This is a genomic window from Vibrio sp. FF266 (assembly GCF_041439695.1).
Lineage (GTDB): Bacteria > Pseudomonadota > Gammaproteobacteria > Enterobacterales > Vibrionaceae > Vibrio > Vibrio tasmaniensis_A.
Genome location: NZ_JBGOOO010000007.1, coordinates 47,694 through 64,024, shown reverse-complemented (window position 1 = coordinate 64,024; position 16,331 = coordinate 47,694). Strand labels below are relative to the sequence as shown.

At 44.8% G+C, this 16,331-nt stretch carries 13 protein-coding genes; 9 read left to right on the top strand and 4 right to left on the bottom strand.

Translation table 11 applies throughout. From position 1 onward, the window contains the following. Window positions 1–2 precede the first annotated feature (2 nt). Window positions 3–1,127, bottom strand: a complete 1,125-nt coding sequence (ald, locus tag ACED59_RS07855) for an alanine dehydrogenase (RefSeq protein ID WP_012604392.1) — start codon at window positions 1,125–1,127, stop codon at window positions 3–5. Between the two features lie 156 nt (window positions 1,128–1,283). Here ald and lrp point away from each other — a divergent pair, with 156 nt between their 5' ends. The 5 genes from lrp to serS all read left to right on the top strand — a co-directional run bounded on the left by lrp (window position 1,284) and on the right by serS (window position 8,624). Then, window positions 1,284–1,778 (top strand): leucine-responsive transcriptional regulator Lrp, encoded by a 495-nt coding sequence (lrp, locus tag ACED59_RS07850; RefSeq protein WP_004734558.1) that lies wholly within the window; start codon window positions 1,284–1,286, stop codon window positions 1,776–1,778. Window positions 1,779–1,941: 163 nt separating this feature from the next. Beyond that, window positions 1,942–5,082, top strand: a complete 3,141-nt coding sequence (locus ACED59_RS07845) for a DNA translocase FtsK 4TM domain-containing protein (RefSeq protein WP_371704875.1) — start codon at window positions 1,942–1,944, stop codon at window positions 5,080–5,082. Window positions 5,083–5,157: 75 nt separating this feature from the next. Beyond that, a complete protein-coding gene (gene lolA / locus ACED59_RS07840) occupies window positions 5,158–5,754 on the top strand; it encodes an outer membrane lipoprotein chaperone LolA (protein ID WP_029222615.1) in 597 nt (198 codons plus the stop codon). 64 nt (window positions 5,755–5,818) lie between these two features. Then, window positions 5,819–7,174: a replication-associated recombination protein A gene (locus tag ACED59_RS07835; RefSeq protein ID WP_017098146.1), complete on the top strand. Its 1,356-nt coding sequence runs from the start codon at window positions 5,819–5,821 to the stop codon at window positions 7,172–7,174. Between the two features lie 142 nt (window positions 7,175–7,316). Continuing rightward, the gene (gene serS, locus ACED59_RS07830; protein ID WP_004734554.1) at window positions 7,317–8,624 is read left to right on the top strand and encodes a serine--tRNA ligase; all 1,308 of its coding nucleotides are present in this window, start codon (window positions 7,317–7,319) and stop codon (window positions 8,622–8,624) included. Between the two features lie 110 nt (window positions 8,625–8,734). On the opposite strand, the gene ACED59_RS07825 is transcribed toward serS, so the two are convergent. Together ACED59_RS07825 and bioA are read right to left on the bottom strand one after the other, a co-directional pair. Continuing rightward, window positions 8,735–10,402: a response regulator gene (locus ACED59_RS07825; RefSeq protein ID WP_371704874.1), complete on the bottom strand. Its 1,668-nt coding sequence runs from the start codon at window positions 10,400–10,402 to the stop codon at window positions 8,735–8,737. Between the two features lie 457 nt (window positions 10,403–10,859). After that, the gene (bioA, locus tag ACED59_RS07820) at window positions 10,860–12,143 is read right to left on the bottom strand and encodes an adenosylmethionine--8-amino-7-oxononanoate transaminase (protein ID WP_017098149.1); all 1,284 of its coding nucleotides are present in this window, start codon (window positions 12,141–12,143) and stop codon (window positions 10,860–10,862) included. A 159-nt stretch (window positions 12,144–12,302) separates the two neighbouring features. Here bioA and bioB point away from each other — a divergent pair, with 159 nt between their 5' ends. The 4 genes from bioB to bioD are packed head-to-tail and all read left to right on the top strand — an operon-like array spanning window position 12,303 to window position 16,037. Next, complete coding sequence (bioB, locus tag ACED59_RS07815) at window positions 12,303–13,355, top strand: biotin synthase BioB (RefSeq protein WP_009848820.1); 1,053 nt, start codon at window positions 12,303–12,305, stop codon at window positions 13,353–13,355. Further along, window positions 13,342–14,553: an 8-amino-7-oxononanoate synthase gene (bioF, locus tag ACED59_RS07810; RefSeq protein WP_029223964.1), complete on the top strand. Its 1,212-nt coding sequence runs from the start codon at window positions 13,342–13,344 to the stop codon at window positions 14,551–14,553. The genes bioB and bioF overlap by 14 nt, the downstream gene beginning before the upstream one ends. Continuing rightward, complete coding sequence (gene bioC / locus ACED59_RS07805) at window positions 14,554–15,357, top strand: malonyl-ACP O-methyltransferase BioC (protein WP_017098151.1); 804 nt, start codon at window positions 14,554–14,556, stop codon at window positions 15,355–15,357. Then, window positions 15,354–16,037: a dethiobiotin synthase gene (gene bioD / locus ACED59_RS07800; RefSeq protein ID WP_029223965.1), complete on the top strand. Its 684-nt coding sequence runs from the start codon at window positions 15,354–15,356 to the stop codon at window positions 16,035–16,037. Before bioC ends, bioD begins: the two co-directional genes overlap by 4 nt. 113 nt (window positions 16,038–16,150) lie before the next feature. Here bioD and ACED59_RS07795 read toward each other — a convergent pair whose 3' ends face one another. Beyond that, on the bottom strand, window positions 16,151–16,318 hold the full coding sequence (locus tag ACED59_RS07795) for a hypothetical protein (RefSeq protein ID WP_017078977.1): 168 nt from the start codon (window positions 16,316–16,318) through the stop codon (window positions 16,151–16,153). Window positions 16,319–16,331: the final 13 nt, after the last annotated feature.

Genomic DNA, 16,331 nt, shown 5'->3' with positions numbered 1-16,331 from the left:
CATTAGTTAAACATTGCGATTGCTTCTGCAGGCGCTACGTATTCTAGGTCAAAGCTCTCTGCAACTTCTTTACAAGTCACTTTACCGTGGATTACGTTTAGACCTTCTAGGAAACCTTCATCAGATAGAAGTGCTTCGCGGTAGCCTTTGTTCGCTAGCTTAACAATGTAAGGAAGTGTTGCATTGTTTAGTGCGTAAGTAGAAGTACGAGCAACGGCACCTGGCATGTTAGCAACACAGTAGTGAACTACGTCATCAACGATGTAAGTTGGATCAGCGTGAGTCGTTGCATGTGAAGTTTCAAAACAACCACCTTGGTCGATTGCAACATCAACAACCGCTGAACCTGGCTTCATCTTAGCGATGTGATCTTTTGTAACAAGTTTAGGAGCGGCTGCGCCTGGGATTAGCACTGCACCAATCACTAGGTCAGCTTCTAGAACATGCTTCTCAATAGCGTCTTCAGTAGAATAAACCACTTTTGCGCGACCTTGGAATTCTTCATCAAGACGACGAAGAGTATCTACGTTGCGATCAAGAATGGTTACATCAGCGCGAAGGCCAACAGCCATACGTGCTGCGTTAGCACCAACAACACCGCCGCCAACAACAACAACTTTTGCTGGCTCAACACCAGGAACGCCGCCAAGAAGAAGGCCACAACCACCGTTAGATTTCTCTAGTGTTTGTGCACCTGCTTGAATAGACATGCGACCAGCGACTTCAGACATTGGTGCTAATAGTGGCAAGCGACCCATATTATCTGTTACAGTCTCATAGGCTACGCAGACAGCTTTGCTCTTGATCAGCTCTTCAGTTTGTGGAAAATCTGGTGCAAGGTGTAAATAGGTAAATAATATTTGCCCTTCGCGAAGCATAGCTCGCTCGACAGCTTGAGGTTCTTTAACCTTTACAATCATTTCTGCTTTCGCGAAAACGTCAGCAGCAGTAGGAAGAATGGATGCGCCTACAGCGATGTAATCATCGTCTGAAAAACCGATACCATTACCGGCATTGGTTTCTACAAAAACTTGGTGGCCGTGTGAGATTAGTTCTCTCACGCTAGCTGGGGTCATACCAACGCGGTATTCGTGGTTCTTGATTTCCTTAGGTACGCCAATGATCATCCTGACTCCTCATTTTATTTTGGTTGTTTTATCTATGTGTAGGGTAATTCTGTCGAATTAATATCTAGTATAGATATGTTTAAGTAAAATTTGATACTGAATATTAAAAAGTTGTAGTATATTTTTTTGCAAGGAAGTAATAAGGTGGAATAAAAAATGGCAGACAATTATAAGAAGCCGTCCAAGGAACTAGATCGTATTGACCGCAACATTCTTAATGAGTTGCAAAAAGACGGTCGTATCTCAAACGTTGAACTCTCAAAACGAGTAGGACTTTCTCCAACTCCATGTCTTGAGCGTGTTCGTCGTTTAGAGCGTCAGGGTTACATTACTGGGTACACAGCATTGCTGAACCCACAGTACCTTGATGCTTCACTTTTAGTGTTTGTTGAGATTACGTTGAACCGTGGTGCGCCAGATGTGTTCGAACAATTCAACACCGCTGTGCAGAAACTGGATGACATCCAAGAGTGTCATTTAGTGTCGGGTGATTTTGACTATCTTCTAAAAACACGTGTATCTGATATGGGTGCTTACCGTAAGCTACTGGGTGATACGTTACTTCGTCTACCAGGCGTAAACGACACTCGAACTTACGTTGTAATGGAAGAAGTGAAACAAACCAATCAACTTGTGATTAAAACTCGTTAATCATAATTGGTGAAATGAAAGAAAGCGGACATTTGTTCCGCTTTCTTGCTTTCTGGAATTGGGTTTTTCTGTTTGATATGGTTAAATCAACAGTAGTTTCATTGAAACGAGCGGCTATTGCCGCTCGAGATGTTTTTATCCCGTTTAATTATTAAGTTGGTTTATGTTCAAGCAGAGCAGTAATAAAGTAGAAACAATCATTAAAACGAGTGAAGAGCCTCAGTCTCCTCGTTTAAGTGGTTCTCAACGTCTAAAAGAGTGCAGCCTAATTCTAGGTGTTCTCTTCTCTATTCTACTTGCCGTTGCGTTATTAACTTTTAGCCCTGCTGACCCATCATGGTCGCAAACGGCTTGGGGTGGTGATATTCAAAATGCAGGAGGCTACGTAGGTGCATGGTTGGCGGATACGCTTTTCTTTGTGTTTGGTTCTTTAGCTTATCCTTTACCTATCTTGGTGACGGTTGCTGCGTGGGTATTATTCCGTAAACGTAATGAAGATGAGCAGATCGATTTCATGCTGTGGGGTACTCGTTTACTTGGACTGACTGTCCTTATTCTTACTAGCTGTGGTTTAGCGGATATCAACTTCGATGATATTTGGTACTTTTCATCTGGCGGTGTAGTCGGTGATGTATTAACAAGTCTTGCGCTTCCAACGCTGAACGTTCTGGGCAGTACGTTGGTTCTTCTTTTCTTATGGGGAGCTGGCTTTACCCTATTAACGGGCATTTCCTGGTTAAGTATTGTTGAATGGTTAGGCGAGTGTGCAATCAAATCCTTTACGTCAGCCGTTAATAAGGCGCGCGGCCAAGATCAAGAGCTGCTTGAACCTCAGTTAACAGAATCGGCAGACCGCGATTTAATCGAAGAACGTCATCAAGAGCCGAGTTACCGTGATGTTCCTGCTTTAGAAGATAACAAAGAATCAAAAGAGCATGATCTACTAGATCCTGCGATGAGCTTCTCAGCGACCAATGAGTCTTCAGATAAGACTGAAGAGTCGTTGGACAATACAGCAACACCGAAGCGCCATTATAATATTCATATGCCAATAGAAGCGGCCGTTAAGCAAGATGCTTCTGTTCATGAACAACCTCAGGTTCAGCCTCAAGCTATAATTGAGCCAGAACAGTCGATCTCGGCAGTTCCTACTTACCAACAGCCAGAAGAGCCTTTGGAAGAGGGTGTTGAGTGCTCGAAGCAGTTGAATGCAACGATAGAGCAGCTAGAAAATGCAGCAATGTATGAAGATGATCTAGCGGCTCAAGAGCAAGTTGACGCACATGAATCTCAGGTTGCGTATCAACAATACATGCAAAACGAACAAGCGGAAGTTAGTCCAACTCATAGTGACTTTGATAGTGCTGAAACAGCAACGGATAGTTCCTCTGAAGTCGAGGGTGAACTCGGTGCAGAAGACGTTCAGCCTGAATCTTTATATGCTTCGCCAGTGGATGAAACAGAAGAAACAATCGAAGACGATTCTTCTGTGCAAGCATCTCCGTTTGATATGGCGGAAGAGCAAGATGAACAAGCTTCAGTGTTCCAACCTGTATCGATTGAAGATGTTAATACTGAGCAACAAGAGCCTTTCGCTGCCCAACAAGGTAATGCTGAGTTTGAGCAAACTAACGAACAAGCTCAAGAGCAGGCTGTTGATCTTCCATGGGAAGAGGTCACGGAAGATGAGTCTGTGCACCAAGACCAAGATGTAGCAGCATTCCAAAATTTGGTATCTGAAGCGCAAGCGAATATGGCGGCGACACAAAACCCGTTCTTGGTACAGCAAGATGTGAATTTGCCCAAACCTGCCGAGCCATTGCCAACACTTGAGCTGTTGTTCCACCCTGAAAAACGTGAAACCTTTATTGACCGCGATGCACTAGAGGCGATTGCTCGTCTTGTTGAATCGAAGCTAGCGGACTACAAGATAAAGGCAGATGTGGTTGATATCTTCCCTGGCCCTGTCATCACTCGATTCGAACTCGATCTGGCTCCTGGCGTGAAAGTGAGCCGTATTTCTGGTCTTTCTATGGACTTAGCGCGTTCACTTTCTGCATTGGCAGTGCGTGTCGTAGAGGTAATACCGGGTAAACCTTATGTTGGTTTGGAATTGCCGAACATGAGCCGTCAAACCGTATTCTTCTCCGATGTGGTAGGTAGCCCTCAGTTCCAAGAAGCGACGTCACCAACGACCGTTGTTCTAGGACAAGATATTGCAGGTGAAGCGGTTATTGCTGATTTATCGAAGATGCCACACGTACTGGTTGCAGGTACCACCGGTTCTGGTAAGTCGGTGGGTGTGAACGTGATGATCTTGAGTATGCTTTACAAGGCATCGCCTGAAGACGTTCGTTTCATCATGATTGACCCGAAAATGTTGGAATTGTCTATCTATGAAGGTATTCCACATCTATTGTCTGAAGTCGTTACCGACATGAAAGATGCGTCTAACGCCCTTCGTTGGTGTGTTGGCGAAATGGAACGTCGTTATAAACTGATGTCGGCACTTGGTGTTCGTAACATTAAAGGCTACAACGACAAATTGAAGATGGCTGCGGAAGCGGGTCACCCAATTCATGATCCTCTGTGGAAACCGGGCGACAGCATGGACCCTGAAGCGCCATTGTTGGAAAAACTGCCTTACATTGTGGTTGTTGTCGATGAATTCGCCGATTTAATCATGGTAGTCGGCAAGAAAGTTGAAGAACTGATTGCACGCTTGGCACAAAAAGCGCGTGCGGCGGGGGTTCACTTGATCTTAGCAACTCAACGTCCTTCAGTTGATGTTATTACGGGTCTTATTAAAGCCAATATCCCGACACGTGTAGCCTTTACCGTATCAACCAAAACAGACTCTCGAACCATTCTTGACCAAGGTGGTGCTGAGTCACTACTTGGTATGGGTGATATGTTGTACTTGCCACCGGGTTCAAGCCACACAACTCGTGTACACGGCGCATTTGCATCTGATGATGATGTACACGCGGTCGTGAATAACTGGAAAGCACGCGGTAAGCCAAACTATATTGAAGAGATTACGAACGGCGACCAAACCCCAGAAACACTGTTACCAGGTGAGAAAATGGAAGGCGATGAAGAAGTCGATCCTCTGTTTGATCAAGTTGTCGAACACGTTGTCCATTCACGTCGTGGTTCAGTTTCTGGTGTGCAACGTCGATTTAAGATCGGCTACAACCGTGCCGCACGAATTGTTGAGCAATTAGAAGCTCAAGGTATTGTCAGTGCGCCAGGACATAACGGTAACCGAGAAGTCTTGGCGCCCGCGCCACCAAAAGATTAGTTCCAATAGGAACTCATAACTATTCAGTCGGTCAAAACCAAAACATAACCGACTTATGTTCTAACAGGATTATTGATGAAAAAAGTATTCGCACTTTTATTTATGAGCTTCTCAGTATTTGCTTCTCCGAAAGAAGAGTTGAGTAGCCGCTTGTCTCTGAATGCAGGTTTTAGCGCTGACTTTAAACAAGTTGTCACCAGCCCTGACGGTGATGTTGTGATGGAAGGCGAGGGCACAGTAGAGATTGCACGCCCTAGCTTGTTCCGTTGGGAAACGACTTTCCCTGATGAAAACCTATTGGTCTCTGATGGTCAAAGCTTGTGGTACTACAGTCCGTTCATTGAACAAGTGAGCATTTACTGGCAAGAACAAGCCACATCGCAAACGCCATTTGTATTGCTGACTCGTAACCAAGAAAGCGATTGGGACAACTACAACGTCGCGCAAACGGGTAACCAATTTACGCTAACGCCAACGGCTGTGGACTCTAATCAGGGCGATTTCCAGATTAACATCACCGAGAAAGGCATTGTTCAGGGCTTTAATGTGATTGAACAAGACGGCCAAAAAGGTGAGTTTACCTTTAACAATGTTGACTTAGGTAAACCTGCTGCTGACCGCTTTACTTTTGTGGCGCCGGAAGGTGTCGAGGTCGACGACCAAAGAAACTGATCCAAACTGGCAGATCGTTTGGTAGTAAGTCGATAGGTATTGATGCCATCAACGAATCAAGAGATTGCAATTGAGTAATTACAGCTTAGATTTTGCAGGGGACGAAGATTTTCGTCCCCTTGCTGCTCGTATGAGACCTGAAACTGTTGAACAGTATATCGGCCAGCAGCATATATTAGGTCCAGGTAAACCCCTTCGCAGAGCGTTGGAGGCGGGCCATATCCACTCCATGATTTTATGGGGGCCTCCGGGCACCGGTAAAACCACGCTGGCAGAAGTGGCAGCTAATTACGCCAATGCAGAAGTCGAGCGCGTGTCAGCAGTGACTTCGGGTGTAAAAGACATTCGTATCGCCATTGAAAAAGCGCGTGAGAACAAGCAAGCAGGGCGTAGAACGATTTTATTTGTGGACGAAGTCCATCGCTTTAACAAAAGCCAGCAAGATGCTTTTCTTCCTCATATCGAAGATGGCACGGTTACGTTTATTGGCGCGACGACAGAAAACCCTTCTTTTGAATTGAACAACGCTTTGTTGTCGCGTGCGCGTGTTTACAAATTGACTTCGCTCAATACAGAGGATATTTCCCTCGTCATTCGCCAAGCGATTGAAGATAAACAGCGTGGCTTGGGTGATGTGTCGGCTGATTTTGCTGATAACGTATTAGATCGCCTCGCTGAACTGGTCAACGGTGATGCTCGTATGTCGCTCAACTATCTTGAGCTGCTGTATGACATGGCAGAAGACAACGACAAAGGCGAGAAAGCGATAACATTGCAGTTGTTAGCGGAAGTGGCTGGTGAGAAGGTTGCTCGTTTCGATAATAAGGGTGATATTTGGTACGACCTAATCTCTGCCGTTCACAAGTCGATTCGTGGCTCTAATCCCGATGCCGCGTTGTATTGGTCGGCGCGAATGATTGCGGCGGGTTGTGATCCTCTGTATATCGTAAGGCGTTTATTAGCGATTGCTTCTGAAGATATTGGTAATGCTGACCCAAGAGCAATGCAGGTTGCGATGTCGGCTTGGGATTGCTTCACACGTATTGGCCCAGCAGAAGGGGAGCGTGCGATTGCTCAGGCGGTTGTCTATTTAGCGTGTGCACCAAAGAGTAACGCTGTTTACACGGCTTGGAAGCAAGCCTTAACGGATGCTCACAACCTTCCTGAATATGAAGTCCCTCATCATTTACGTAATGCACCCACAACTTTGATGAAGGACATGGGCTACGGGCAAGAATACCGTTATGCTCATGATGAACCAGGTGCCTACGCGGCTGGCGAAAAGTATTTGCCGCCTGAAATGGGCGAAACACAATACTATTTCCCAACAAAACGAGGCTTAGAGACCAAAATTGGCGAGAAGCTAGATTATCTGGCGGATTTGGACGCAAAAAGCCCACAAAAACGCTATGAAAAGTAGTCTTTTTTGGATATCGTTACCTAGTCATAAAAATTCAATTAAATCGTTACAAATTGGTCGAAATAGCACCAGTTTTAGGGGTTTAGCAGTGATTCAGTAGCAATCTACTGAATATTCAAATAACTAAAGCATAGGATTAGCAATGCTGGATTCTAAATTACTTCGAGCTGAGCTGGATGAAACAGCGGCAAAATTAGCACGTCGAGGCTTCACCCTTGATGTAGAGACAATTCGTGAACTTGAAGAAAAACGTAAGTCCCTTCAGATGAAAACTGAAGAGCTACAAGCGTTACGTAACTCTCGATCGAAGTCCATTGGTCAAGCGAAAGCAAAAGGCGACCATGAAGAAGCTGAGCGTATCCTTGCAGAAGTAGGCAACTTAGGCGCAGAACTAGACCAAGCTAAAGTAACATTGGCTGAGCTTCAATCTGAGCTAGAAACGATCACAATGTCAATTCCTAACCTACCTGACGCAGAAGTGCCAGATGGTAAAGATGAAGACGACAACGTAGAAGTTTCTCGTTGGGGTCAACCTAAGACTTACGACTTCGAAGTGAAAGATCACGTGGATCTTGGCGAAATGTCTGGCGGTCTTGATTTTGCTAGCGCAGTTAAAATCTCTGGTTCTCGTTTTATCGTGATGAAAGGCAAATTCGCACGTCTACACCGTGCTATTGCTCAGTTCATGCTGGACCTTCACACTGATGAGCACGGCTACACAGAAATGTACGTACCGTACCTAGTGAACCACGATAGCCTATACGGTACTGGTCAACTTCCTAAGTTCGGCGAAGACTTGTTCCACACAAGCCCGCTAACTGAGCAAGTAAGTGATGTACCGCTTAAGACGTTATCGCTTATCCCTACTGCGGAAGTACCGGTAACGAACATGGTTCGTGACACGATTACTGATGAAGCTGAACTGCCACTTAAGATGACAGCTCACACTCCATGTTTCCGTTCTGAAGCGGGTTCTTACGGTCGTGACACTCGTGGTCTTATCCGTATGCACCAATTCGACAAAGTTGAATTAGTACAAATTACTAAGCCAGAAGACTCAATGGCAGCGCTTGAAGAGCTAACTGGTCACGCTGAGAAAGTACTTCAACTTCTAGAGCTTCCTTACCGTAAAGTGATTCTATGTACGGGTGACATGGGCTTCGGTTCTGCGAAAACTTACGACTTAGAAGTCTGGGTTCCAGCACAAGAGACATACCGTGAAATTTCTTCTTGTTCAAACATGTGGGATTTCCAAGCGCGTCGTATGCAAGCTCGTTTCCGTCGTAAAGGCGAGAAGAAACCTGAACTTGTACACACACTTAACGGTTCTGGTCTTGCTGTTGGTCGTACTATGGTTGCTATTCTTGAGAACAACCAAGAAGCAGATGGCCGTATTGCTATCCCAACAGTACTTCAACCATACATGGGCGGCGTAACGCACATCGGTTAATACCAATTTAGGTTCATCGAATTTAGATTAGTCTATCTCGTTAGAATTGTTAAAAGGCTTTGCTGTAATGGCAAAGCCTTTTTTGTATGCGGACGTTGTTTAAATAGAAGCTACATATATGAGAAGGCAGCCTCGGAAGTATTGTTTGCTTGTTTCCAGGCCAAATCTGCTTGCTTGCATGCCAGAAGCGCCTTTCGGTAATAGTTTTGATAGTTGTTTTGTGTCAGCTCATCAATCGTATAAAGCTGTGTGATCACTTCGTCACATTGCTTGATGATGGTTAGCACTTGTTTTGCACCCATTGAGTCAGGCCAAATAACAGAGAGCAGTTTTATCGTATTCATACATACGTTCTTGATCATCGGACATCGTTTATGAATATCTAAGTAAGTCACAAGCACCTGTTTGTAGTCTGACTTTGCTAGTTTGATGCCGATATTCTTCTCTTTGAGCCAGTTCATTTTTGCGGTGTTGCGATGTTTCAACTCAGTGCACATCGTTATCTGACTTGAAACCACTGTCTCGCTCGCTGTTTTCACTATCAACATGCTGCAACGGTTTTCCGCAATTTTAAACTCGTTTTCACAACTCATCCTATCCAATAACCATGCATGGTGATAAATCACAGGGAAGGCATCAAAGTCATTCTTGTCGTGCAATGCGGTTAGTATAGTGACTGCTTTTTGATATTGGTTAGCTTCCATCGCGATGTGAGCTGCGATAAGTGCTAAGTCAGTTTGAAGCCCTGATCTTGCCTCGGTAGGGATCTTCGAAATTAAGTAGTTGACGTGACCCAAATTTGCTTGCTTATCGATGCCATCTGAGGCGCAATAGAGCAAAAATCGTATATGATTTAGCTTCATATATAGGTTGTCTCGAAAGGTGTCCTTATTGATTTGCACATGGTTTTGGTAGTGGAATAGCGCTGTTTTAGTATCATTAACCGATAAGCATAGATTTGCGATTGCCAGTTCTCTCTCAGAGTTACCTGGTGTTAGTTTACTCGCTAACTTGAAGTGAGCAATGGCTGCCGGAACCTTATTGCTGATCAGGTTTACTTGAGCTGCTTGGTCTCGATACAAAGTGCAGGTTGGTGCAGAATTGATCAAACTTTCAATCATCGACTGTGCTTCGCTAAGCTGCCCCAAATTCGCAAGGCTGTTTGCTAATCCTGCTTGAGCCCAATCAAAACTGCCTTCATCTATCGCTTTCTGATAGACATTCTTGGCTTCCTCGTAGAGCTCTAGTTTTGATAGAAAGCTCCCTCGAAATTGCTGGATTGTTGCGAAGTATTCGGGATGAAACGCGGCAAGCTCTTCGCAATGCTCTAGGCCCGCTTCATAGTTATTCTCTCTCTCAGCTTTATAAATGTCTTGTAAAATCAGCTTCTTCCTTAAGGAACTGGTGATGCGCTGCTTTAGAGTTTCGCGGTTAAACGGTTTTAACAAATAGTTGTCAGGTCGTAGTTCAAGGATAGGGCGTATCGATAGAGCTGAATTTTCACCTGTAACAAGAATAAATATTCCGTCATCTCTTAATCTGTTGGCTTGCTTTAATTCTTCAAATAGCTGTTTGCCGTTGATCGTGTTACCAAAGTTATAATCACAAATGATGACATCAAAAGTTGTGTCATTCGTGATGGTCATTGCAACACGAGGCGATTTCGCAATGGCAATCAAACGTTCTGAAAAACCAATATGAACCAGCATGTTACGAATGGTTGATAACACTATCGTTGAGTCATCAATGATAAGTGCATTTAGTTGGGTTAATTTCATGCTTACTTTAAATTATTTACTGACGTGAATTACGTAGCTATTGCGGATTGTCTTGATGTCTTGCACGACCGACAAAACAAGAAGCGTTAGGTTTCTACGAAGTTGATATAAGCCTTCGCTAGAATTGGATTCTTTTTTTGCGAATATTTTTATCTAATAGGAGTTAAAAATATTGGCTAATTTGATTCTGAGATGAACTCGAATAAGGAAGGTCATTCATTATATTCAGTCCCAAAATGGCGCGTATTTTATGACGGCTTTTTACCCGATAGGTAACACTCTTTTGCTAATTGTTTTTATGGAGACGATTAAATTTATTTGTGGGGTTTTTCGAGTTCAAATCAAAGATAAAACAATGGCTTGGGGTGTGTTTGTTGGCTGGTTTTTCACGTGAAGGATAAGCCGCCGTTAGTATTTTATGGGCGGCTTATAGGTTTTCTAAATGATGTTTGTTAAATCAACTTGGTTTGAAGCAAGCAGATTGTTGGAGGGCTTTATCAATAGATGAAACAAGTTGTTCGATGTGCTCAGCCTTGCTAATGAAAGGAGGCATCATATAAATCAACTTCCCGAACGGACGTATCCAAACGCCTTGTTCAACAAAGTGAGCTTGGATGGTTTCCATATCGACAGGTGTGTGGGTTTCAACGACGCCAATGGCGCCCAACCAGCGAACACCTTTGACAAGAGCATGCTTGAGTAGAGGCGGTAGTAACTCAGAAAAGAGTTGTTCAATCTGATGAGTCTGATTTTGCCAATGACCTTGCTCTATGATGGACAAACTTGCCGCACCTACTGCACAAGCTAAAGGGTTGCCCATGAAGGTTGGCCCGTGCATAAAGCACCCGGCTTCACCGCCACATACCGTGTCGGCGACATCTTTACTCGCAAGCGTCGCTGACAGCGTCATGTAGCCACCAGTTAAAGCCTTCCCTACGCATAAGATATCAGGTTGAACATCGGCATGTTCGCAAGCAAACAATTTCCCTGTACGGCCAAAGCCGGTCGCAATCTCATCCAAGATCAGTAAGACGTTGAATTCATCACACAGCAAGCGTACTTGTCTCAGGAATTCAGGGTGGTAGATGCGCATACCGCCAGCGCCTTGAACGATTGGTTCTAAGATCACAGCTGCCACTTCTTTGTGGTGGACCGTTAGCTTTTCTCGAAAGCTATCGATGTCACTGGAGTTCCACTCATCCCAGAAGCCGGTTTTTGGTGAATCGGCAAAGACGTGTTCAGGCAAAAATCCCTTGTAGAGACTATGCATTGAGTTATCAGGATCGGTCACTGACATTGCCGCAAAGGTATCACCGTGGTAACCATCTCTTAGTGTGAGGAACTTTGAACGAGGTTGTCCTTTAGCGTGCCAATATTGCAGTGCCATCTTGAGGCTAACCTCTACGGCTACTGAACCTGAATCAGCCAAGAATACGTGCTCGAGATTATTTGGTGCTAGGTTCAAAAGTTTCTTACATAAATCGATAGCAGGCTGGTGGGTGATACCTCCAAACATAACATGCGAAACCTTATCGATTTGGCTGTGAGCTGCAGCATTGAGCTCTGGATGATTGTAGCCGTGGATGGTTGACCACCAAGAGGACATACCATCAATAATTCGTTTTCCGCCCTCTAATTCTAGGTAAACGCCGTCTGCGTTAGTGACTGGGTAGCAGGTCAGAGGTGTCAACGTTGATGTATAAGGATGCCAGATATGCTGGCGGTCAAAGGCGAGATCCATAGTAACTTCCATTCTTGGTGTGGTTAAAAAGTAACCAGATGTAAACTTTTGATATTATCAATGTGTTGACAGTCTAAAGCTTGTCGGTAGACTATCCAAGCATAAATACAATCTCTATTGATAGAGATGTAACATCAAATAATAAAAAAGGATCGACACGTGGAAGTTCGTCATGACTGGACAGTTGCTGAAGTAAGAGCACTGCTTGAAAAACCGTTTATGGATTTAATGTTTGAAGCTCAAGTGGTTCATAGACAGTACCAAGAGCACAACCACGTGCAGGTGAGTACACTGTTATCGATTAAGACAGGTGCTTGTCCTGAAGATTGTAAGTACTGCCCTCAGAGTGCTCACTACCGAACGGATGTCGACAAAGAACGCTTAATGGAAGTCGAGCGTGTTTTGGATGCGGCGCAAAAAGCTAAGAACGCGGGCTCGACTCGCTTCTGTATGGGCGCCGCATGGAAAAACCCGAAAGAACGCGATATGCCTCACCTAACTGACATGATCAAAGGTGTGAAAGGCATGGGCCTAGAAACATGTATGACACTAGGCATGTTAACGCCTGATCAAGCAGGTGAGTTAGCGGACGCAGGTTTGGATTACTACAACCATAACCTTGATACGTCTCCGGAGTTCTACGGAAGCATTATCACCACTCGTACTTACCAAGACCGTTTAGATACGCTATCTCATGTGCGTGATGCCGGTATGAAGATCTGTTCTGGTGGTATTATTGGTATGGGCGAAAGTACTAATGACCGTGCAGGCCTGCTGGTAGAGCTTGCGAACCTTCCTGTTCACCCAGAAAGTGTACCAATCAACATGCTCGTAAAAGTCAAAGGCACACCGATGGAAAACGTCGATGATGTTGAGTCTTTCGACTTCGTCAAACTGATAGCGATTGCTCGTATCATGATGCCAATGTCTGCGGTTCGTTTATCAGCAGGCCGTGAGAACATGAACGAACAGATGCAGGCGATGTGTTTCATGGCGGGTGCGAATTCTATCTTCTACGGCTGTAAGCTACTGACTACGCCAAACCCAGATGAAGACACGGACATGCAGCTGTTTAAGAAGTTAGGTATCAACAGCCAACAGGTGGCTCAGAAGCCAGACGAAATTCAAGAAAATGAACTGTTAGATCAAGTGGTGGAGCGCGTTGCTGCTCGTCCAACGAAAGATGACATGTTCTACGATGCCACTGTTTAAATCTCGCATCAAAAGTGCCCTTGCTCATCGCCGTGAGCAAGGGTTAACTCGTCAACTTAAGGTGCTCGAAAACAGCAATAGCCCTTTGCTCAATAGTGAAGGTTCTCGCTTTATTAACTTTTCGAGTAATGATTACCTAGGCTTGGCAAACGATCCTGAACTGGTCGATGCATGGCAAACCGGACTTTCCAAATATGGTGCTGGAAGTGCAGCATCGCCATTGGTCACGGGTTTTAGTCCTGCTCATCGAAATTTAGAGGCTCAGCTGTGTGAATGGCTTGGCTTTGAACGTGCCATTCTATTTAGTTCTGGTTTCAGTGCTAATCAAGCTTTGTTGTTTTCTCTGCTCGATAAAGACGACTCTCTGTTGCAAGACAAACTTAACCACGCCTCATTGATGGAAGCGGGGATGCTTTCACCTGCAACCATGAAACGCTTTAAGCACAACGACACGCAACATTTAGAGTCGCTATTGAGTCGCACTCCACAATCCTTGGTCGTGACTGAAGGTGTGTTCAGCATGGATGGCGATCAAGCGCCTCTCAGCCGGATATCTAACCTAACTCATCAATACGACAGTTGGTTGGTGGTTGATGATGCCCACGGTATCGGCGTATTAGGTGATAAAGGGGCAGGGAGCTGCAGTGCGGCACAAATCTCCCCCGATATTTTGGTGGTGACCTTTGGTAAAGCATTTGGCCTTTCTGGTGCTGCGATTCTTTGTTCGTCAGAAGTGGGTGATTACTTAACTCAGTTTGCTCGGCATCATGTGTATTCGACGGCGATGCCACCTTCACAAGCGGTGGCTTTATCTCATGCGTGTCAGATGATTCAGACGCAAGAGTGGCGTCGTGAGAAGTTGACAGAACTTGGCGCCCTTTATGCTGAGCAGATGAGTGGCGTGAAAGGCTTTATTGATACTCAGACGCCGATCAAGCCATTTTTAATCGGCGAAGCCCAAGCTGCACTATCTATTGCTGAAGAGTTAAAGCGCAATCAAGTTTGGGTAACGGCAATAAGGCCACCAACGGTGCCTATTGGGACTGCTCGTTTGCGTATTACCTTAACGGCGAACCATAGTCAGGAACAGATTCTTCAGTTAACTGACTCGTTGCTTCAAGCAATAGAGCGAAGCAACGACTCTGGAAGCAAACCAAGCATAGAATCAAGCTTTGAATTAAAGAAAGAGGCTCAGTAAATGTCACAAGAAGCAGTAGTGCATAATTACGTAAGCCAAGATAAGAGTGCGATTGCTGAAGCCTTCGGCAAAGCAGCTGCAACCTATGACAAACACGCTGAGTTTCAGCGCGATGTAGGCCACCGACTATTGGATAAGCTACCGAGTGACCTCTCTGGGTTAAAGGTGCTCGATCTAGGTTGTGGTACAGGGTATTTCTCTGAACAGTTAGTTAAGCGAGGTGCTGCAGTGGTATGTGCTGACCTTTCCAATGGAATGTTGGACGAAGCAAAACAGCGCTGTGGTGTATCAGTCTCTTCATATCAACAAGCCGATGCCGAGCAATTACCGTTTGAAGACGGGCACTTTGACATCGTTTTCTCTAGCCTTGCGTTGCAATGGTGTGACGACTTGTCGTCGCCTTTGAGAGAGATGAAGCGTGTTACAGCGGTTGGTGGACGTGTTATTTTCTCAACTTTGCTTGATGGATCACTGTTTGAACTGAAAAAGTCGTGGTCCAAAATTGACGCACATCAACACGTTAACCATTTTATTACAATCAATCAGGTAAAAATTGCGTTAGCGCAATCTAGCTGTACTGCTCATCAACTAGACTTGCCCACCATCACCGTTTGGTACGACACTGCGTTTGAACTGATGCGCGACCTTAAAGGTATCGGCGCTAATCACGTAAGTGGTCGCTCACAAGGTTTAACAAGTCGCCGAATGTTGCGGCTTGTTGAGCGGGAATATAGAGAGTTTAAAAACCATCAAGGTTTCTTACCAGCAACATATCAAGTTTGTTTAGGGGTTATTCAATTATGATTGATGCATTATTCATTGCAGGTACGGATACCGAAGTGGGAAAAACTGTGGTTTCAAAAGCGATTCTTCAAGCTTTAGCCGCACAAGAGTTATCAACAATAGGCTACAAGCCAGTTGCCGCAGGGTGTGAACAATCCCCTGAGGGATTACGTAATAGTGATGCACTGCATCTTCAAGAAGCTGCGACGCAAGATATCGCCTACGAAGACGTTAACCCGTATGCGTTGTTGCTACCATCATCACCACACATTGCAGCAAAGCATGATGGTGTCGTGATTGATGAAACCGTATTATCAGCTAAGTTGGCAGAGCATAAGCGAAACTCTGACATCGTGTTAGTTGAAGGTGCTGGTGGTTGGCGTGTACCGGTTTCTGATGAAGAATATTTGTCTAGCTGGGTCAAAAAAGAGCAGCTGCCAGTGGTATTGACGGTCGGTATTAAGCTTGGCTGTTTGAGTCATGCACTGCTAACCGCAGAAGTAATTCGTGCTGATGGACTGAACCTAGTGGGTTGGGTTGCAAACCGCATTAACCCAGGTACTGAACATTACGCTGAAATTATAGCGATGCTTGAAGATAAGCTAGGTGCACCGAAGTTAGGTGAAATTCCGTATGTGCCAAGAGCAAAGTCTAAGAACATTGGTAAGTATATTGATATACAGCCATTGCTCGACCTTTAAACTTCGAGTTATACGTTAAACAAGAAAAGGGCTGCGATTGCAGCCCTTTTGCTATGTTAAGCCTTTTGGCCATGAGTTTATAAACAACTGGCCTTTGAACAAGTCGCTATGGGTTAGTGTTCTTTTGTAAGTCCCATTAGTGCTTGCTGTGTTTCTGTGATTTTTGTCTGTGCCGTTTGCGGTGTTAGGATCCCAATCTGCTTTTTTGCTTCTTCTTCAGTAATCCCTAGGTGACAGCACAGTAAATCGATAGCCATTTGAGTGTTAGTACCTTCAACCATGATTCTTCCCTTT